Raw genomic sequence first — 17,098 nt, 5'->3', positions numbered from 1 at the left:
TCTGCTCTCCCCGGGGCTCACGTCCCAGTGTCCAGGTGTCCAACTCCACGGGGGAACCTCAAACCTCACAGGTTACTTGTAGCTTGTAGTATTGCGCCCAATACTTACTTGTAATACTGCACCCAGTATTCGACGGTGTGCTTCTTGTTAAGAGAGAAGGACGCCCAGTAGTCCGAATGCCCGGCGTTGTAGATGCGGACGATGCCGTAATTGCCGTTGCAGGCCCATTTGCCGGACTTGGCAACCTTCTCGTGGGGCCAGGAGCTGCGCCAGAACCAGAGGCCGACCTTGATCTGCGAGTCGTTGCCCCAGCAGCGGGCCTTGACCTGCATCACGCGGACACCCGGGAGCCGCGACCACTTCGTGGCCTTCAGGTTCTTGCCCGGGCCCAACGTCTCGTTCCGTTGGGTGTACCAGCGCGCTGCGCTCGTGTGAGTCGAGACCTTGCTGCGCGCGGTCGGTGCTGCTTGGGCGGGGGGCGCCGTGGTCTGCGCGGCCGGGGCCGCGACGGTGGCTTCTGTCGTGGTCTGGCTGGTCATAACCGCGATCGCGAGCAGCGTGATCACGGCGTAGGAGACTTTCCGGCTCGATGATTTCACGGCTTGTTTCCGTTCCGTTTGAGGGAAAATAACTTCTCTCTCACCCGGTGTCGCCGTCACCGGCGACGGAGGAAGGTGAGGTTACGGGCCGACCTTTAAACGTTGATCAAGCGGCGACTTCGGCTTGCGCTTCGATGGCGCAGGCCCTTCCGTTTTCCGGTTCGGGCGTAGCCATCTTTTCCCGGATGTCTCGCGTGCGGCTTAAATTCAGTTCACGAGCATCTTATAAAGGTCATGTGCAATATCTGTTGACCACCGGTGCGCAATCATTGTCATGGAGCGCAATCGGGTGAGGAGAGTGCGGTGTGATCGAGATGAGCGATTCAGAGGTGCCGGCCGCCGAACGTTTCGACTGGTGGCGCGACCTGACCGCCCGGCAGCTGCTTCCCACCGAGCTCAGTAGTGACCGGACCGACGACTTCCACGCGTCGGTGAGGATGCTGCAGCTCGGATCGGTCCTGCTGGGGGCGCCGGAGTGCGACGGCATGAGATCGGTGCGCACCCCTCGGCTGATCCGGCGCTCCGATCCGGAGCTGTGGATGCTGACGCTGGTCCGCAGCGGTTCGATGTGGTTTGAGCAGGGCCGCGATCGCGCCCCGCTGACGGTCGGCGATTTGATCGTCCACGACACCTCCCGGCCGTTTCAGTCCCAGATCCTGCACCAGGGCGGCCTGGCGCGCACGGTCACGCTGTACCTGCCGCGCAGGGTGATACCGCTGCCCGAGCGGCTACTGCGCGACCGGGCAGTCCGGCCGTTCCCCTCTCAGCGGGGCTCGGCGGCGTTGCTCGGCCGGTTTCTGGAACAACTCCTGCAGCAGGGGCTGGCCCTGGAGTCCGCAGACTGTGCCCGGCTGGAGACGGTGGCCGTCGACCTGGCGACCGTCTTCCTGTCCGCGGTGACCGACACATCCCGCACGGTGTCACCACAGACCCGCCGGCAGGCGCTGGTACGGCAGATCAAGTCCTTCGTGCAACACCACCTCGACCGCCCCGACTTGTCCCCGGGCTTGATCGCCGCGGCCCATCACATCTCGGTGCGCTACCTGCATCACCTCTTCCAGCAGGAGGAACAGTCCGTCGGCAGGTACATCCGCGCGCAACGGCTGGAGCGCTGTCGCGCCGATCTGACCGACGGCCGCCAGGCCGGCCGCAGCGTCGCCGAGATCGCCGCAGGGTGGGGTTTCGCGGACAGCGTGGTGTTCAACCGGGCGTTCCGCCTCGCATACGGAATGCCCCCGGGCGAATACCGAAGGCATGCCTCGGCCGGATGACAGAGGCTGACCGCCTTGACCGCGGTCACGTACCAGAGTCCGGTCATACGGCGCCCGCTCGGGCCTGCCGCCCAAGCCGTCGCGCGCGGGCGACGCCGCGGAGGAGGCAGGCCCTTGCCCGAAACACCCAATGAGCTCTGGGGGCCGTGCGAGAGACCACCGAAACGGCCCTGACCGGCCGGTTTCCGGCTGCTCCAGTGGTTCGCAAGTCATCCGCCAGATGATCACAAGAGACGGTCCCTAGCGTCCTTTCCGTAAGCACAGCAACCGGGACGCGGCGGTCATCGGAGATCGCCGCGCCCGGGCACGGAAAAGGGGGGGACGATCATGCAGAGCAAGATCAGCCTTGAGGACCTGCCGTTCGAGGGGGCGGAGCTGTCCGAGGCCGAGCTGGGCGAGATCTCCGGCGGTCGCTGGCACGTGACCTGGTACACCAAGGGCCGCCCCGCCGAGTGGGAGGTGTGACAGGCGGCGAGACGGGCTCGCCCGCCTCGCCGTTCCCTCGATGATCCATCCGCCGGCCGGGCGAGTGTCCGGCCGGCGGTTCGACATGACGCGGGAACTCCCGCCAGGCCGCTTCTTCCGCGACGAGGTGACATGATCCTGATACTGAGCGACCGGCAGGACGACGCGGTCGAGATGGTGCTGCCCAAGCTGAGGCGGCGCGGGGTGCCGGTGACCTGGTGGGATCCGGGTGACTTCCCCGCCACCGGCAGCCTCACCGCCGCCTTCACCCGTGAAGGCCACCGGGTCGTGCTCGACACCGGGACGGGCGCGGGGCCGCTCGACCTGGCCGAGGTGCGCGCGGTGTGGCGGCGCCGCCCGAACCCGCCCACGCCCGCGGAGAACGTCACCGAGCCCTCCCACCGCCGCCACGCGGTCTGGCAGGCGGAGTTCCTGCTCGACGGGGCCTGGGAACTCGCGCCCGCCCGCTGGCTGCCCTCGCGCAGGGAGACGGAACGCAGGGCGCACAACAAGATCATTCATATGGCGCGGGCGGCCGCCCTCGGCTTCTCGGTACCGGAGACCGTCTACACCAACGACCCGCTCGAGTTGCTTCCCGCCTACGAGCGGGCCGGGGGCGACCTCATCGCCAAGCAGATCAACTCCGGCGAGTTCACCCTCGACGGCGCCGACCACCGCACCTACACCACCGTTCTCACCCGGCGGCACCTCACCTCGCGCCACCGGCTGAGGCACGAGCCGGTCATCCTCCAGCCGTACGTTCCCAAGGCGCTCGAGCTCCGCGTGATCGTGGTCGGCGAGCGGGTCTTCGCCGTGGAGATCGACTCGCAGGCGTCGCGCACGGCCAGGGACGACTGGCGGCACTACGACGACGACCGGGTGCGGTACGGCGAGCACCGGCTTCCCGCCGAGCTGGAACGCGGGTGCGCCGATCTGGTCGCCTCGCTGGACCTGTCCTACGGGGCGATCGACCTCATCCTCACCCCGGAGGGGGAGTACGTGTTCCTGGAGATCAACCCCAACGGCGCCTGGGGGTTCGTCGAGCACCGCACGGGGCTGCCCATCGCCGACGCGATCGCCGACTGGCTCGCCGAGGCGGAGACCAAGGATGGATCATGAGTGATTTCGCGACCGCGCTCGAGTCCGGCGTGCGACTGCTGCGTGGCCTGCCCCGCCGCCGCGCCCACGTCGAGGAGGCCAGGCGGGCCGTCGCCACGTGGGCCCAGGACCACCCGGGCCTGCGGGCCCAGCTCGTCGTCGACGAGCGGCCCGGTACCCCGGTTATCGACTTCGACCTCCTGGTCGAGGACCCGGAGGGCGGGACGGTCGCCCTCACCGCGCAGGCGGAGGACGGCGTGCCCTGGCTGATCGACCACTCGACGCACTGGGCGGCGGGCCAGCTCGTCAGCGTCGACGAGGTGCACCTGTCGGTCGCCCAGGCGTTGACCATGATCAAATCACTGTCGCGCCGCGACACCACCCCGCACGACGAGATCGTCGACCAGTGCCTGATCCTCAACGAGGTCCAGAACGAGACCGAGCCGGTCGGCGACGAGGACCTGCAGGCCGCGGCCGACGAGTTCCGCAGGGGCCGGGGCCTGCACGATCGCACCGCGATGCTGGCCTGGCTGGCCGAGATGGGCATGACGCCGCAGCAGTTCGAGACCTACATTCGCGGCATAGCCCGGCGCAGGGGCTTCCGGCGGCGAAAAGAGGCCGAACTCGGACCGGCCCGCCTCGAGGCGGATCCCCGGACGTTCGACCTGGTACGCGCGATCTGGGTAACCGGGCCCGAGAGCCGTGTCGCCGCCCGTGCCGGGGACCTCGCGCGGATCCACGACGGAGGTCTCGCCGCTCTCGCGGCGGCGGACGGCGCCGAGACGACGATCGCCGAGCGCCTGGCCTTCGAGCTTCCCGAACCGCTCCGCGACGCCGCGCCGGAGGCCGTGGTCGGCCCCGTGCCGTACGGCGGCGCCTTCCTCGCCGGAGTCGTCCTGACCCGTACGGCCGCGAGGCCGGACGAGCGGACACTGGCCGCCGCGGGACGGGTCGCGTTCTCCGAATGGCTGGCCGGGCGGCGCGGCCAGGCCTCGATCGAATGGCACTGGTCGTGAGCGGCGGCATCTACCGTGAGGAGTCCCTGCGCCGCTACCGGAACTCGGCCAGGCGCGAGGACGTCCCGCTGACGGTCAGGACGGGCACGCTGGTCGCGCTGTGGGCGGTCGTCGTGCTGCTGCTGGCCGCCGGGATCGCGTTCGCCCTGCTGCTGTGGGGACAGATGGGAGCCGGGGCATGAGGCGCGTGCCCGTCGTGCTGCAGAACACCGCGACCGAGTGCGGGGCCGCCTGCCTGGCGATGGTGCTGTCCTACCACGGCCGGCGTGTCTCGCTGCAGGAGATCAGCGACCGGCTCCAGATCGGCAGGGACGGCCTCAGCGCCAAGGCACTGCGGGAGGGGGCCGTCGAGTGCGGGCTCACGTCGCGGGCCTTCTCGCTGGCCCCGGCCGACCTGGCCCGGGTGCCGATGCCCGCGATCGTGCACTGGGAGTTCAAGCACTTCGTGGTCGTGGAGCGCTGGGCGGAGGACCGGGTCGACATCGTCGATCCCGGCCGTGGCCGCCGCAGGCTCACCCCAGAGGAGTTCGACGAGGGTTTCACCGGCGTGCTGCTCGCCTTCGAGCCGGGACCCGGTTTCACGCGGGGCCGTTCGACCGCGGGCGCCGCCTGGCGCCGCCGGTTCGTCCGGGCGCTGCTGGTGCGCAGGAAGGGCCTGCTCGCCCAGGTGCTGCTGACGTCACTGCTGCTGCAACTGCTCGGCCTCGCGCTGCCGTTCTTCTCCGAGGCGCTGGTCGACCGGGTCCTGCCCGCGGGAGCGCAGGGACTGCTGACCCTGATCGGCGCCGGGCTGGTGCTCGCCGCCGCGACCCAGTTCGCGGTCGGATATCTCCGTTCCGTCCTGCTGGTCGCCATCAGAGCGAGCGCCGACGCCGAGCTGACCGGCGGTGTGGTCTCCCACCTGGTCGCCCTGCCGTACCGCTACTTCGCGTTACGCGGCAAGGGCGACCTGATGACGCGCGCGGGAAGCGTGGCGGTGCTGCGGGACATGCTCACGGGCCAGGTCCTGTCCGCGCTGCTCGACGGGCCGCTCGCCGTCGGATACCTGATCCTCGTCTTCAGCTGGGACACGGTTTTCGGTCTTTGCCTGCTCGCCTTCGCGGCGACGCAGGTGCTGCTGCTGCTGGCCACGGCGCGCAAGGTCGGCCTTCTCACCCAGGAGGAGCTCAGCGCCTTCTCCGCGACCCAGAGTCAGCTCGTCCAGGCCATCGGCGGCATCGAGACGCTGAAGGCCTCGGGGTCCGAGCACCGCGCGGTCGAGCAGTGGTCGAGGCACTTCACCACCCAGCTGAACGCCGACATGCGGGGCGGCCTGGCCCAGGGACTCCTCGAGGCCGCTCTCGGGACCCTGCGCCTGCTGGCCCCGCTTGCACTGCTCTGGGTCGGCGCGTGGCGGGTCCTCGACGGGGAGCTGACCCTGGGTGCGCTGCTCGCGCTCAACGCCCTCGCCTCCGCCGCGCTGACCCCCATCGGCTCGCTGATGGCCAGCCTGCAGGGGCTCCAGCAGGCGGGGGCGCACTTCGACCGGCTGTCGGACATCCTCGCCTCCGAGCCGGAGCCGACCGCGGGCATCGAGGTGCTCAGGCTTCGCGGATCGGTCGAGTTGCACGGGGTCGGCTTCCGGCACGACCCGCGCGGGCCGTGGACGCTTCGCGGCATCTCGGTGTCGATCAGCCCGGGACAGAAGATCGCCCTGGTGGGGCCGTCGGGAGCGGGCAAGAGCACTCTGGCCCGGTTGCTGCTGGCGCTGCACACCCCGTCGGAGGGGCAGCTCAGCTACGACGGGGTGCCGCTGTCGGAGCTGAACCTCCGTTCGCTGAGGCGCCAGTTCGGCGTGGTCACGCAGGAGCCGTCGCTGTTCACCGGGTCGATCAGGGAGAACATCGCGCTCAACGCGCCGGACGCGCCGATGGAGCGGGTCATCCAGGCCGCCGAGCTCGCCTGCCTGCACGATGAGATCAGCGCGATGCCCATGGGGTACGAGACCCTGCTCATGGAGGGGGGCGGCCTGTCCGGCGGGCAGAAACAACGGCTCGCGCTCGCTCGCGCGCTGTTGTCCCGGCCGAAGGTCCTGCTGCTCGACGAGGCGACCAGTCACCTTGACAGCACCACGGAGGCGCGCATCGAGGCGAACCTCGGCTGGCTGACTCAGACACGGATCGTGATCGCTCACCGGTTGAGCACCGTGAAGGACGCGGATCTCATCCTGGTGGTCGACCAGGGGAAGATCGTGGAACGGGGTACCCACGACGGGCTGCTCGCCAGAGGCGGCCGGTACGCGGCCCTGGTCGCCGCTCAGACCTCGGAGGCTGTCAACATGACGGGCTGAGGTGTCCGGTTGGTTCGTGCTGGGGGTGGTTCGTGCTGCGGGGTGTTTGTGGTGGGGCCTGGTTCGTGCTGGGGTGGGTTGTTCAGGTTGGTTCGCGCTGCGGGGGGCGGGTGGTCCGGCCGGCCGTCGTTGGTTGCGGCCTGGTGAGAACAGGCCTTCGGCCTGGCGGGCGCGGGGGTTTCTGTCCTTTTAGACGCCGGCCGGACCACCCGCCCCCCTCCGCGCACTGCTTCCTGGCCGTACGGCCTGCGGGCCGTAGTCGCTCTCTTTTCCCGCCGTCCAGTGTTCCGGTGGTGGCTGAAGCAATCGGTGGCAGGTTCGGTTCAGGGCCGATCGCCGCAGCTGAAGCCTCACGTTCTGGAAGGAGCGCAGGGCTGAGGTGGAAATCCCCCACCTAAGAAGGGCCACCCCACCCGTGGGGCGCCAGCTTCGGTGAAGCACTCGATGCCCACCCCAGCCCGGTGTCCACTTCCGTTTTCGCGAGGTGGCACAGGCCTTTCGGCGCGGAGCCGTACTCACACATCGCTCACGCGTCGGATCCGCCGGAGGGGCGGTCAGGGCCAGTCATAACAGCCTGCACGCCAACAATCTCATCGAACTGCTGGCAAAAGGTGTCGACCTGTGGAAACGGTCAGTTCGTACCTTTCGCGCCGTCGGGCACATCGTTCGTGCTGTCGAACTCGCCGTCTTTGACCCCTCCGACGAAAGCTCGCCATCCATCGGGGGAGAAGATCAGAGCCGGGCCGTGAGGGTCCTTGCTATCCCGCACCGCTACGACCCTGGGAAGGTTGCGTGCGACCTCCACACAAGCACCCCCGTTTCCGTTGCTGCGCGAACTTTTCCGCCACTCCGCACGGGACAGGTCCACAAGGTGATTCTCCGTCATCCTGCATCCCTTTCTGCCTTGCCCGGTCACTACGGTGCGAGCTCACTCGCCACGCGTGCGATGGCTGCCTTCGACGCCTCGGTCGGCAGAGCTGCGGCGCGCAAGTGGTCGAATATCAGCTTATATCGCTCTACTTCTGGCTGCTTCTCCAGATAAATCGTCCCTGTTGGATACTCGATGTAGACCACATCGGTCTCAGGAGATCCGAATCCGAGCAGGTGAAACCCTCCGCCCATCGCGGGATGCGCACCAACGGCGAAGGGAAGCACCTGGAGCGTCACGTTCGGCATGTCCGCCGCTTCGACCATCTTCGCGAGCTGGTCGCGCATCACATTGGCCCCGCCCACCATGCGCCGGATGACCGCCTCATTGACGATCATCCACAGGTGCGGCGGATCGTCTCCTCTGAGGATCTTTTGCCGTGCGACTCGTACGGCCACTCGCTGGTCTATCTCCTCCTCCGAAGCCCCGATCTGCGCGGCTCGGTGTACCGCCCGTATGTAGTCCTCGGTTTGAAGCAGTCCAGGGACGAACTCGCATTCGTGGATGTGAAGAGACGACGCTTCAGACTCCAGACCCACGTAGACCTCGAACCATTCGGGTACGGCTTGCCCGTAGGCGTGCCACCAGCCGCGCTGCCGAGCTTCGCGCGCCAGGACGAGTAGCGCCTCGCTTTCTTCTGGCTTGACCTCGTATACGGCAAGCAGTGCCCGTACATCACTCGGCTGTATGGCGCGGCGGCCGGTTTCGAAGCGACTGAGCTTGGTCGCATGCCAATCCAGCTGCTCCGCAACCTGATCTATGGTCTGCCCTCTTTCCTCGCGGATGCGCCGCAACTCAGCGGCCAGCCGACGTCGCCTGACGGTTGGACTCTTTCCATCGCGATTCATCACTTTTGTCGCTTTCATTGACAATGCCCTTTTGGGGCACCACTAAAAGGAAAACTCGGGCAGCTGCTTTCTGGCAGTTGCCAAATGGCAACCTCAAGAGCACGCTGGCGATGGTCACACAGAGTGGCGCCACGCACACCCAAATCTCGCCACTCGGGGCAACGATTCAATTACGGATCGCCGATGGGTTCGTTTCATGTGGCGGTAAGTGTTTCGAGGGTCCATGAATGCGCGGGCACACCGCACGGCGGGGAAGGAAATCCGGCAAATGACAGAAAGCTGCTCGCAGGAACAATTCGATCATCTGGTGCGGTTGGGGCGGGATCTGTATCGGATCGGGGTGGGGAGCACGCTGGTGCTGCCGGTGGTCGGGCAGCCGATCCTGGAGGTCGTCTCGATGGGGCGGACTCGGATCCGGGTGGTGGTGATCCGCCGGGCCCGCGAATGGGTGTTCATCTGGCGGCCGTGGTGGGCGCGGATCTGGATGCCGGGCTCGTGGGTGTGGGCCGAGGCCGACAACGCCGCCGACATCATCGCCATGGCGGCCGCCGCATGAACCCGCCCCAGCCTTCGGCGGTTTCGCGGCTCATGTGCCGTTATGAGCGCCACCGTACGGCCTCGTCCCGCTGGGCCGTCCTGCGCCCGCTCGGTCACGCCGACTTCCCGGGCCTCCCGGCCTCGGTGCCCATCGCCCGTCAGTGGGTCCGTGACCTGCTGTCCGGCAGGATCGCCGCCTCCGCTCTCGACGACGTCCTTCTTCTGCTCAGTGAGCTGGTCACCAACGCGATCGTGCACTCCGAGTCCGGGCGGGGGGCCGTACGGGTCGGTGACGGTGTGCGTGGCCCTGTCCAGCGGCTCCGACGACCGAACCCGCACCGTGGTCCATGTCGAGGTCATCGACGACGGCTCGGCCGTGAGCCTTCCCTTCGTCCGGGCGGCGACGCCGGACGGCGACGGAGGGCGCGGCCTGCTGATGGTCGAGCTGCTCTCGGCCCGCTGGGGTGTCCACCACGACGACGAGACGGGCAACGCGGTGTGGTTCCACCTACCGGACAGCACCACAAACCACGACCAGTGAGCCGCTCACCGGGCCATCCGGGTTGCCCACCGCCCATCGGCGCCGGTCAGGCCCGTTCAACTTCTCACCGCCCCGGCGCCCGGGAGAGCACCGGGGGCTGGAGAGAGCGAGCGGAGCCTGGGGGCACCCAGAGGGATCGGGTGTCTCATCGAAACTGGCGCCCCACGGGGGAGGTCCTTCCCCGTGGGGCGCAGCCTCCACCTCAGCTCTGCGCTCCTGATGAGTTCTAGGAGTAAGCCGTTGAGTGGACTCCTGGGTTGGTAGCAGCTGCTGGCAGGTGGGGCACTCTTTTGAAAGCGACGCTTCGACTACGGCGATCAACCTGTGCTGACCTGGGCGGATCGCTTCAGCCGCCCCCAGAGCGTTGGGCGGTCGGAAAGGGAGCGACTACGGTCCGCCCGTCGTACGGCTCGCGTCTCGCGGGAGAAACACGAGCCGCGTGGAGCGGGGCTGCTACTTGGGCACCATACAGAGCACGAAACCCTTCCCGCCCGGCTCGCCGCGCCAGTAGGACTGATCCGCTCCAGGGAAGGGCGAGCAGATCGATTTCCCCCCATCCTCCCGCCACTCCAGCTCCTCCTTGTCCGTGAGGCGGCCCGCGACCTTGAGGGTGGCGGCGGGGTCGGCGCATTCGACCACTTTGAGTTCCTCGGTCGTGGCCCCGGTCATACAGTCGCCGACTTCGGCGATCTGGGGTTCCCCGTTCAGGTAAGCGGACACGAAGCTGCCGATGCCGCAGATCACTACGAAGACGAAACAGATGGTTCGGAAATTAGAGGCGAACCAGATCAAGAATTTTCGGTTGGTCGGGTTGGGCTCTTGAGGGGTTTCTGTCATGTCTCTTTTCCTGCTGAGGAGGATATTCGAGGCAAGGACTTACGTATACCATGTGCACCCTTTCATGTGAATTATTATTGATATTCGTACACGCGGGGCTCGGTATTGTCTCGCCGCACCCGGGCACCCCTGCGGGCGGTCCGCAGATGTGTCAGGGGTTATGAAATCGGACGCCCGGAGGAGGCGGGTGGGGTTCATGACCGCCTTACTCCTCGCAGTCGCTCTGTAGGTGTTCCTCGCGGCGATCCTCGGTCTCCTTGACCTTTCGTGCCCTCCGGGGGGCCGCCGGGGTGGTTCGGTTGTCGAAATGTCTGGTATTCCTATCTGTTTAATAGGTGTTTTGTCGGGGTAAACCGTGACTTGAGAGGTGTGGTGTGCTGTGACGTACGACGTCGGGATCATCGGAGCTGGAATCCATGGGGTCAGCGCGGCCTTCCACCTGGCACGCAGAGGCGTCTCGACCGTCGTCTTCGACCGGGGCACCCCCGCCTCGGGGCCGACGGGCCGGTCAGGGGCCATCTGCCGGGCCTACTACACCGACGCCTTCCTCTCCGAGGTGGCCCGTGACGGCATTGCCTTCCTCGCCGACTTCGGCGAGCGGACCGGCGGAGGACAGTCGGGCTTCCGCCGTACCGGAGCGTTCTACCTGCACGGCCCCGACGACGTCTTGACCGCGAGGGACACGGCGGCCCGCCTCGGGATCGGCGGTGAGCTCGTCGCCGCCGAGGCCCTGCCCCACCTGGACACCGAGGGTGTCGCGGTCGCGGTGTGGGAGCCGGGTGCCGGTTACGCCGACCCCTTCGCCACCACGCTCGGTCTCGCCGAGGCGGCCCGCGGACACGGAGCCGAGATCCACTCCGACCGGCCCGTGGTCGCGATCGACGAGGGCGCGGACGGGGTGGCCGTCACGACGGCCGACGGATCCGTGCATCATGTGGGCGTGTTGCTGGTGGCCGCGGGGCCGTGGACCGCGCCACTGCTGCGGCCGCTCGGGGTCGACCTGCCGCTGACCGTCGAACGGCACGTCGTCGCGATCCTGGAGCACGATCCCGCGGACACGGCGGGGCTCGTGCCGCACGTGCTGATCGACGTCGCCGGGGGCTACTACTCGACCCCGCAGCCCCGCACCCAGTATCTCGTCGGCGGTGTGGTGCCCGCCTCCCCGGCCGATCCCGACGACTTCGACCGCGCCGTGGCCCCCGACGAGACGGACAGGCTCGCCGCCGCGGCCGCTCGGCGGTCCCCTGCCCGCCGCAGGGCCGTACCCGTCGGTGGCTGGGCCTCGCTGTACGACGTCAGCCCCGACTGGCAGCCGGTGGCGGGGCAGGTGAGCGAGCGCGTCTACGTCGACGCTGGGACCAGCGGCCACGGGTTCAAGCTCGCCCCCGCGTGGGGAGACCACGTGGCCAGGCTGCTCATCGGCGACGACGTCGACCCCCGCCTCGCGGCCTTCGCGCCCTCCAGGTTCGAGACCGGAGCGGAACTGGCCGCCGGCTTCGGGGCCGCCAGGATTCTCGGCTGACCCGTGGCGGACAATACCCTCGGACACGGCATGCGAGAGGCCGGTGAGCGAAAGGCAGGAAACGCCAGATGACCGCATCCGCGGAGAGAACCGACGTCATCGAGGTCAGAACGGTCGGCTGGGACGACGAGGCGGCCGTCGCGCTGCGCGGGGCGATGACGGAGGAGATGAGCGTCAGGTACGCCGACCGGCTCGCGGAGAGGCCCGACTACCTGCCTCGTGGCATGAGCGTCGAGTCGGAGACCGTGCTCTACACCGGCGTGGCCTACGCGGGCGCGGAGGACCTTCCCGTCGGTCACGTCGCGCTGCGAAGGCTCGGCGCCGACGTGGAGCTCAAGCGGATGTTCGTCGCGGCTTCCCGCCGCGGCACGGGGGTGGCCCGCGCGCTGCTCGCCGCGGCCGAGGACGCGGCCCGCGCGCTCGGCGCCTCCAGGATCATCCTGCAGACCGGGGACCGCCAGCCGGACGCCGTGCGGCTGTACGAGCGGGAGGGTTACACCGCCATCCCGCTCTTCCCACCCTACGAGCGGCTCGCGGGCTCCCGCTGTTTCGAGAAGTCCCTGAGCTGAGCCCGTGGCGCCCGCTCCGGCGAGGCGCTCACCATCGCAGGGCGGAGAAGTCGACGGGCCTAGGCCGGAGCGCCTGCACGCGTGCCGTGAGCCCGTTCAGCCGCCGCGCCATCTCCTGGGCCGGAAGCCGCCTGCGGTCGCCGTGGCCGGGAAGGAGCCACTCGAAGCGGAGGCGGTCGGCCGTGCGAGCCAGGGAGGCGGCCAACTCCTCTATGGAGTACCAGGTGACGCTCTCGGCCACTTCGAGGTCCCTCGTGGTACGCGACCAGTAGAAGCTGTCGCCGCTGAAGCAGTATCGCTCGTCCGCGATGTAGAGCACGCTGCCCAGGGTGTGCCCGGGCAGGGGATGGGCGATGACGTTCTCGGCGACCTCGACCGGGTCGATGCCCCGAATCACCTGGTCGGCGTCCGGCGCGGCGTCGAGGTCGCCTTCGTGGATCCACAGGCGGGCGCTGAAGCGGTCGGCGTAGCGACGGCCGTGCGCGGCGTGGTCGCGGTGCGTGAGCAGCACGTCGGTGACGGGCCCCAGCGTCTCGTACCGTGCGGCCAGCGCACGGTCCCAGCGCGGGGTGTCGATCATCATCATGGTCCCGGACGGGCGGCGCAGCAGGTAGGAGTTGGCTCCCGCGGTGTGCAGGGAGTTGTGCCCGCACAGGTGAACGTCGTCGTCGAGGGCGATCGGGAAGGGGTCCGCCTCCGGATCCGGCGCCTGGGATGAGTGGCGGATCGACCGGGTCGGGCAGGCGAAGGCGGCCGCGTGCACCTGCCCGGTCTCCGCCGCGCCGTACGGCTGGTGGAGCATCACCGAACGACCGTCGAGTTCGCCGATCAACCCCGGGGCGAGTTGCCGGGCGACGTCGCAGTTCATGCAGCGGTCGTCCACGTACCAGCCGTCTTCGCCGCCGGGTTGCTTCGCCATGGAACCGCTCTCCTTCGCCTGTGCGGAGGTAGCCGACATATCCATGATGCTCCTGACTTCCGTGAGGCGCCGAGATCCGGCGACTCGTCCCCGTCAGGAATATCTCGCAGGGCACGAAAAAAGGAAGACGGATCACTTCTTGTGCTTTTCCGGGTATCCGTATCTCGCCGTCGTTTCCGGTGATGACAGGCGGCGGCGCTCGCCGGTGAGCCTGGGGAGAAATGCCGGTTACATGAGGCGTTAAGAAGCGGATGGTCGGAGCGCGGCGGAATGGAAACAAATGCCGGGTGCGATCAGCAGGCGTGAAACGAGTGGCTGACGCCTGAGCGCGGCGGGGAGGACGGCGAAGGCTGGTCCGGCAGAGCGCTCTGCCGGACCAGCCGGATGATCTCGATGCCCGCTCACGCGACCCCCGTCAGGGGCCGTCGGCGGAACCGTTTACTGCGCCGCAAGCTCCGGGCTGTCGACGTAGATCCTGCCGAAGTCGACGGCCGGGGTGAAGCCCCTGAAGTTGCGGTTGACCTCGGCCTTCTCCGCCGCGTTCGGATTGGGGTTGGTGCAGCTCGTGCCGGCGCTCGCGCCGGACATCAGATCGGTGCACAGACCGGTGCGCCGGTCCGGCAGCCCCAGCACGTGGCCGATCTCGTGGGCCGCGATGCGCAGCGGGTTGTGGCCCTCCGCGGTGGCCTGCCTGCCCATCCAGATCGTGCCCCGGCCGAGACTGGTCGGCTGGGTGCGTGGCCAGCCGCCGTCCGCGTACACGACGAAGTCGGCCGGGCTGCCCGCCACCAGGCGCACGTTCGTCACGCTGGAGTTCCAGATCTGCGCCGCCTGGTCGATGGCGGAACGGAATTCGGCGGCGCGGCTGGCGTCGTACTTGAGCACTCGTACGGCGGTGGCGTTGCCCGAGGTCGCCTTCGCCGCGGTCCCCGCCTGGGCGGGGGAGACAGTCGCCAGGAAGGCGAGTCCGAGGACGAAGGTGATGGTCAAACGAAGGATTCTTACCACTTTGTGGGCCTCCTCGGCCTGGGGGGTGGCTCGTGGGAGACGAGCGGGGGAGGAGAGGAGAGCGGTCAGCCGACCTTGAGCGTGAGCCCGTAGACCTGCAGGATCTCGTTGACCGGCTGGTAGTAGGTCGTGCCGCCTGAGCTGCAGTTGCCCGAGCCGCCCGAGGTGACGCCCTGCGCCTGGCTGCCCGAGATGAACGAGCCGCCGGAGTCACCCGGCTCGGCGCAGACGTTGGTGCGGGTCACGCCGGACACCGTCCCCTGGGAGTAGGTGACGGAGGTGTTGTGCTGCTGGACGGTCCCGCAGCGCCAGCCGGTGGTCGAGCCGGAACGGCAGATGGAGGCGCCGACGGTGGCCTGGGTCGACCCCTTGACGATGACGTTGCTGCTGCCCGACTTCACCCACGGCTGAGGGGTGTGCCCCGGGGTTGCGACCCAGGAGTAGTCGTTGCCGGGGAACGAGGAGCCCTGGAAGGTACCGGAGGGGTTGCTGGTGGTCTGGCCCTGCCTGCCGCAGTGGCCCGCGCTGACGAAGCCGGGGGTGCTCCCCCTGGTGACGGAGAAGCCGATGCTGCAGCGGCTGCCGCCGATGTAGTACGGGTCGCCGCCCCTGAGGTTGACGAAGGTCTGGGGCTGCTCCGCGGAGACCTGCACCCGTACGGCGTCGCCGCCGACCCCGGCCGCCGCGACGAGGGCGTCAGCGGACGCCTGCTGCTTGGCCAGCACCACGACGCTGTTGGTGGGGACGTCGACGTACCAGAGGGACGCGCCCGCCTGCGCCTGGGCCGGTGCCCGGTCGAGACGCTCCTTGAGCGCGTCGAGCTGGGCCAGGGTACGGCTGACCACCACGGGCTGGGCGCCCTTGGCCCTGATGGCATTGGCGGTCGCGGCGTCGCTGGTCGCGACGAGGAGCTGGGAGGCGTCGGCGTTGAGCCAGGCCCCCGCGTACTTGTCGCCGAGCGTCTTGGTCAGGGTGGCCTCGGTGCTCGCGGCGCGGGCCTCGTTGGCCAGCCGGGTGACCGCCTGCTCGGCGGTGATGCCGAGGTCGCGCTGGAGTGCCTCGATCATCGAGGGGGAGGGCTGCGCGGCCAGCGGGGCGGACTGGGCGACGGCGGGGGAGACGCTGGCCGCCACACAGAGCGCCGCGACGGCGGCGCCGGCCAGGAGAGAGCGTTTACTCAACATATGCACTCCTTGTGAGGGGTGCTGTCAAGGTATTTGTCGAGGCACATGTGAGGAATGTGGCAAAAAATCCCTACCTCAGTGATATGACGTCACCGCGTTATGGCCGCCTTTTTCCGCGGGCATTCGGTGCCATCCACATGCGACTTATGCCGGAAGGAGGGGGATTCCGGAGCGTTGCGGACCCCGAGGAGATAGAGCTCCACGGGGCCGGTTTTATGGGCTTGGCAGGGGGGCCCTGAGGGACGGGGCGGGCCACCCCGACGGGGCGGCCCGCCCCGCGGTCACTCGTCCTCTTCCTCGTCGCCCTCGAAGAAGTCGCCGATCTCGTCGATCGCCTCGGCGGCGAGGAACCCGCCCGCAAGGCCCGCGATCCCGGCCGCCGCGATCGCACCGCCGCCGTAGTGGCCGTGCTCCTCGTGGTGGCCGTCATAGTGGCCGCCGTGGTGGCCGTGCTCCTCATAGTGGCCGTGCTGGCCGCCGTGATGCCCGGCCAGGCCGTTCAGCCAGCCGGTGATCTCGCCGGCCCAGTCGATCCGCAGGGCCTGCTCGTGGGTCACCTGGAAACGCCCGAAGGCGTCGTCCGAGCCGTGTCCACCCCGCTTGTCGGCCTCCAGGATGACCTCAAGCCCCGACGGGGAGGCGACGAAGGTCAGCTCGATCTCGTTGACCCGGCCCGCGTACTGGGCAGGCGGGTGGAACTCGATCTCCTGGTAGAACGGCAGCTGCTGCGACACTCCGTACAGGTGGCCGGTCTCCAGGTCGGCGCCCCTGAAATGGAAGCCGAGCCGGGAGAAGGCCGTCAGGACGGCCTCCTGGGAGGGCAGGGCCGCGACCGAGAAGGGGTCGAGGTCACCCTTGTCCACGGCCCTGGCGACCGACAGCTCGGTGCGGACGCCCATCGCCATGCCGTGCAGCGGCACCCCCTCGACCTGGGTGAGCGGAGTCTCCCACGGCACCGGGATCACGAACGGGATGGCGCGCTCCTCACCCGCCCGCAGCACGAAGGGGCCGGAGACCTCCGTGCGGAAGAACTCCCCGAGGCCGCTGTGCTCTCCCTCCTCGTGTTCCGTCTCGACCCTGGTGACCAGCGCGAGGCCGACATACTCGATCTCGGCGTCGGAGTCGCCGCCCTTGATCCGGACCTCTCCGCTCAGGGAACCGCCGGGCGAGACGTGTGACACGGCCAGGACGGTGTCCACCGAGGGACCTCCGATGCCGAAGGCTCCCAGCAGCCGTTTGAAGACCACGGATATCTCTCTCCTGTTGTGGTGACGTAACCGAAACGGCGAACGAGTGATCGTCGACCTTGGTTCCCGTGCGGGCGCGTCGGTGGGCATGAGAACGGGCAGTGAAGGTACATATCCGCCCATGGGTGCCGATTCCTGACAATGATCAAGCAGGGGGGCGTCAAATCGCCGGTCCTGGGC

The 17,098-nt window shown here is 68.5% G+C and carries 18 protein-coding genes; 10 read left to right on the top strand and 8 right to left on the bottom strand.

Annotated elements, in window-relative coordinates; all coding sequences use genetic code 11:
• Positions 1 to 104: 104 nt before the first annotated feature.
• Positions 105 to 566, bottom strand: a complete 462-nt coding sequence (locus AB0395_RS26180) for a hypothetical protein (RefSeq protein ID WP_366284948.1) — start codon at positions 564 to 566, stop codon at positions 105 to 107.
• A gap of 347 nt (positions 567 to 913) precedes the next feature.
• Here AB0395_RS26180 and AB0395_RS26175 point away from each other — a divergent pair, with 347 nt between their 5' ends.
• The 6 genes from AB0395_RS26175 to AB0395_RS26150 all read left to right on the top strand — a co-directional run bounded on the left by AB0395_RS26175 (position 914) and on the right by AB0395_RS26150 (position 6,778).
• Entirely contained in the window at positions 914 to 1,870 is a 957-nt protein-coding gene (locus AB0395_RS26175) for a helix-turn-helix domain-containing protein (protein ID WP_366284945.1), read from the top strand.
• Between the two features lie 327 nt (positions 1,871 to 2,197).
• Entirely contained in the window at positions 2,198 to 2,335 is a 138-nt protein-coding gene (locus tag AB0395_RS26170) for a putative ATP-grasp target RiPP (RefSeq protein WP_366284942.1), read from the top strand.
• Positions 2,336 to 2,467: 132 nt separating this feature from the next.
• The gene (locus AB0395_RS26165) at positions 2,468 to 3,454 is read left to right on the top strand and encodes an MvdC/MvdD family ATP grasp protein (protein ID WP_366284941.1); all 987 of its coding nucleotides are present in this window, start codon (positions 2,468 to 2,470) and stop codon (positions 3,452 to 3,454) included.
• Positions 3,451 to 4,449 (top strand): TIGR04500 family putative peptide maturation system protein, encoded by a 999-nt coding sequence (locus AB0395_RS26160; RefSeq protein ID WP_366284938.1) that lies wholly within the window; start codon positions 3,451 to 3,453, stop codon positions 4,447 to 4,449. Before AB0395_RS26165 ends, AB0395_RS26160 begins: the two co-directional genes overlap by 4 nt.
• The gene (locus tag AB0395_RS26155) at positions 4,434 to 4,631 is read left to right on the top strand and encodes a hypothetical protein (protein WP_366284936.1); all 198 of its coding nucleotides are present in this window, start codon (positions 4,434 to 4,436) and stop codon (positions 4,629 to 4,631) included. The genes AB0395_RS26160 and AB0395_RS26155 overlap by 16 nt, the downstream gene beginning before the upstream one ends.
• A complete protein-coding gene (locus tag AB0395_RS26150; protein WP_366284933.1) occupies positions 4,628 to 6,778 on the top strand; it encodes a peptidase domain-containing ABC transporter in 2,151 nt (716 codons plus the stop codon). Before AB0395_RS26155 ends, AB0395_RS26150 begins: the two co-directional genes overlap by 4 nt.
• Positions 6,779 to 7,409: 631 nt before the next feature.
• Here the strand turns inward: AB0395_RS26150 and AB0395_RS26145 are convergent.
• Positions 7,410 to 7,664, bottom strand: a complete 255-nt coding sequence (locus AB0395_RS26145) for a DUF397 domain-containing protein (protein WP_366284930.1) — start codon at positions 7,662 to 7,664, stop codon at positions 7,410 to 7,412.
• A gap of 29 nt (positions 7,665 to 7,693) precedes the next feature.
• Positions 7,694 to 8,572, bottom strand: a complete 879-nt coding sequence (locus AB0395_RS26140) for a helix-turn-helix transcriptional regulator (RefSeq protein ID WP_366284927.1) — start codon at positions 8,570 to 8,572, stop codon at positions 7,694 to 7,696.
• Between the two features lie 205 nt (positions 8,573 to 8,777).
• Between AB0395_RS26140 and AB0395_RS26135 the strand changes: the two genes are divergently transcribed.
• Together AB0395_RS26135 and AB0395_RS26130 are read left to right on the top strand one after the other, a co-directional pair.
• Positions 8,778 to 9,110: a hypothetical protein gene (locus AB0395_RS26135; protein ID WP_366284925.1), complete on the top strand. Its 333-nt coding sequence runs from the start codon at positions 8,778 to 8,780 to the stop codon at positions 9,108 to 9,110.
• A gap of 282 nt (positions 9,111 to 9,392) precedes the next feature.
• Positions 9,393 to 9,632 (top strand): ATP-binding protein, encoded by a 240-nt coding sequence (locus AB0395_RS26130; protein WP_366284923.1) that lies wholly within the window; start codon positions 9,393 to 9,395, stop codon positions 9,630 to 9,632.
• A gap of 453 nt (positions 9,633 to 10,085) precedes the next feature.
• Here AB0395_RS26130 and AB0395_RS26125 read toward each other — a convergent pair whose 3' ends face one another.
• The gene (locus AB0395_RS26125; protein WP_366284920.1) at positions 10,086 to 10,469 is read right to left on the bottom strand and encodes a hypothetical protein; all 384 of its coding nucleotides are present in this window, start codon (positions 10,467 to 10,469) and stop codon (positions 10,086 to 10,088) included.
• A 379-nt stretch (positions 10,470 to 10,848) separates the two neighbouring features.
• Here AB0395_RS26125 and AB0395_RS26120 point away from each other — a divergent pair, with 379 nt between their 5' ends.
• Both AB0395_RS26120 and AB0395_RS26115 read left to right on the top strand, forming a co-directional pair.
• Positions 10,849 to 11,991, top strand: a complete 1,143-nt coding sequence (locus tag AB0395_RS26120; RefSeq protein WP_366284918.1) for an FAD-dependent oxidoreductase — start codon at positions 10,849 to 10,851, stop codon at positions 11,989 to 11,991.
• Positions 11,992 to 12,059: 68 nt separating this feature from the next.
• A complete protein-coding gene (locus AB0395_RS26115; RefSeq protein ID WP_366284915.1) occupies positions 12,060 to 12,560 on the top strand; it encodes a GNAT family N-acetyltransferase in 501 nt (166 codons plus the stop codon).
• Positions 12,561 to 12,588: 28 nt separating this feature from the next.
• Here AB0395_RS26115 and AB0395_RS26110 read toward each other — a convergent pair whose 3' ends face one another.
• The 4 genes from AB0395_RS26110 to AB0395_RS26095 form a co-directional block, all read right to left on the bottom strand.
• Positions 12,589 to 13,479: a ferredoxin gene (locus AB0395_RS26110; protein WP_366284913.1), complete on the bottom strand. Its 891-nt coding sequence runs from the start codon at positions 13,477 to 13,479 to the stop codon at positions 12,589 to 12,591.
• A gap of 438 nt (positions 13,480 to 13,917) precedes the next feature.
• Complete coding sequence (locus tag AB0395_RS26105; RefSeq protein ID WP_366284910.1) at positions 13,918 to 14,469, bottom strand: snapalysin family zinc-dependent metalloprotease; 552 nt, start codon at positions 14,467 to 14,469, stop codon at positions 13,918 to 13,920.
• Between the two features lie 83 nt (positions 14,470 to 14,552).
• Positions 14,553 to 15,671, bottom strand: coding sequence for a S1 family peptidase (locus AB0395_RS26100; protein ID WP_366284907.1), 1,119 nt, complete (start codon positions 15,669 to 15,671; stop codon positions 14,553 to 14,555).
• A gap of 281 nt (positions 15,672 to 15,952) precedes the next feature.
• Complete coding sequence (locus AB0395_RS26095; RefSeq protein ID WP_366284904.1) at positions 15,953 to 16,918, bottom strand: sporulation protein; 966 nt, start codon at positions 16,916 to 16,918, stop codon at positions 15,953 to 15,955.
• Positions 16,919 to 17,098 lie beyond the last annotated feature (180 nt).

This window comes from Streptosporangium sp. NPDC051023 (genome assembly GCF_040689595.1).
In the GTDB taxonomy this organism is placed as follows: Bacteria; Actinomycetota; Actinomycetes; order Streptosporangiales; family Streptosporangiaceae; genus Streptosporangium.
The sequence above is the reverse complement of the archived record's forward strand: the minus strand, read 5'-3'. Positions and strand labels throughout refer to the sequence as shown.

Bases quoted from the DNA above. Each gene is read 5' to 3' on its own strand.
- AB0395_RS26155 (WP_366284936.1), top strand. From the start codon at position 4,434: ATGGCACTGGTCGTGAGCGGCGGCATCTACCGTGAGGAGTCCCTGCGC.
- AB0395_RS26150 (WP_366284933.1), top strand. From the start codon at position 4,628: ATGAGGCGCGTGCCCGTCGTGCTGCAGAACACCGCGACCGAGTGCGGG.
- AB0395_RS26165 (WP_366284941.1), top strand. From the start codon at position 2,468: ATGATCCTGATACTGAGCGACCGGCAGGACGACGCGGTCGAGATGGTG.
- AB0395_RS26110 (WP_366284913.1), bottom strand. From the start codon at position 13,479: ATGGCGAAGCAACCCGGCGGCGAAGACGGCTGGTACGTGGACGACCGC.
- AB0395_RS26170 (WP_366284942.1), top strand. From the start codon at position 2,198: ATGCAGAGCAAGATCAGCCTTGAGGACCTGCCGTTCGAGGGGGCGGAG.
- AB0395_RS26175 (WP_366284945.1), top strand. From the start codon at position 914: ATGAGCGATTCAGAGGTGCCGGCCGCCGAACGTTTCGACTGGTGGCGC.
- AB0395_RS26125 (WP_366284920.1), bottom strand. From the start codon at position 10,469: ATGACAGAAACCCCTCAAGAGCCCAACCCGACCAACCGAAAATTCTTG.
- AB0395_RS26100 (WP_366284907.1), bottom strand. From the start codon at position 15,671: ATGTTGAGTAAACGCTCTCTCCTGGCCGGCGCCGCCGTCGCGGCGCTC.
- AB0395_RS26160 (WP_366284938.1), top strand. From the start codon at position 3,451: ATGAGTGATTTCGCGACCGCGCTCGAGTCCGGCGTGCGACTGCTGCGT.
- AB0395_RS26145 (WP_366284930.1), bottom strand. From the start codon at position 7,664: ATGACGGAGAATCACCTTGTGGACCTGTCCCGTGCGGAGTGGCGGAAA.
- AB0395_RS26115 (WP_366284915.1), top strand. From the start codon at position 12,060: ATGACCGCATCCGCGGAGAGAACCGACGTCATCGAGGTCAGAACGGTC.
- AB0395_RS26135 (WP_366284925.1), top strand. From the start codon at position 8,778: ATGAATGCGCGGGCACACCGCACGGCGGGGAAGGAAATCCGGCAAATG.
- AB0395_RS26140 (WP_366284927.1), bottom strand. From the start codon at position 8,572: ATGAAAGCGACAAAAGTGATGAATCGCGATGGAAAGAGTCCAACCGTC.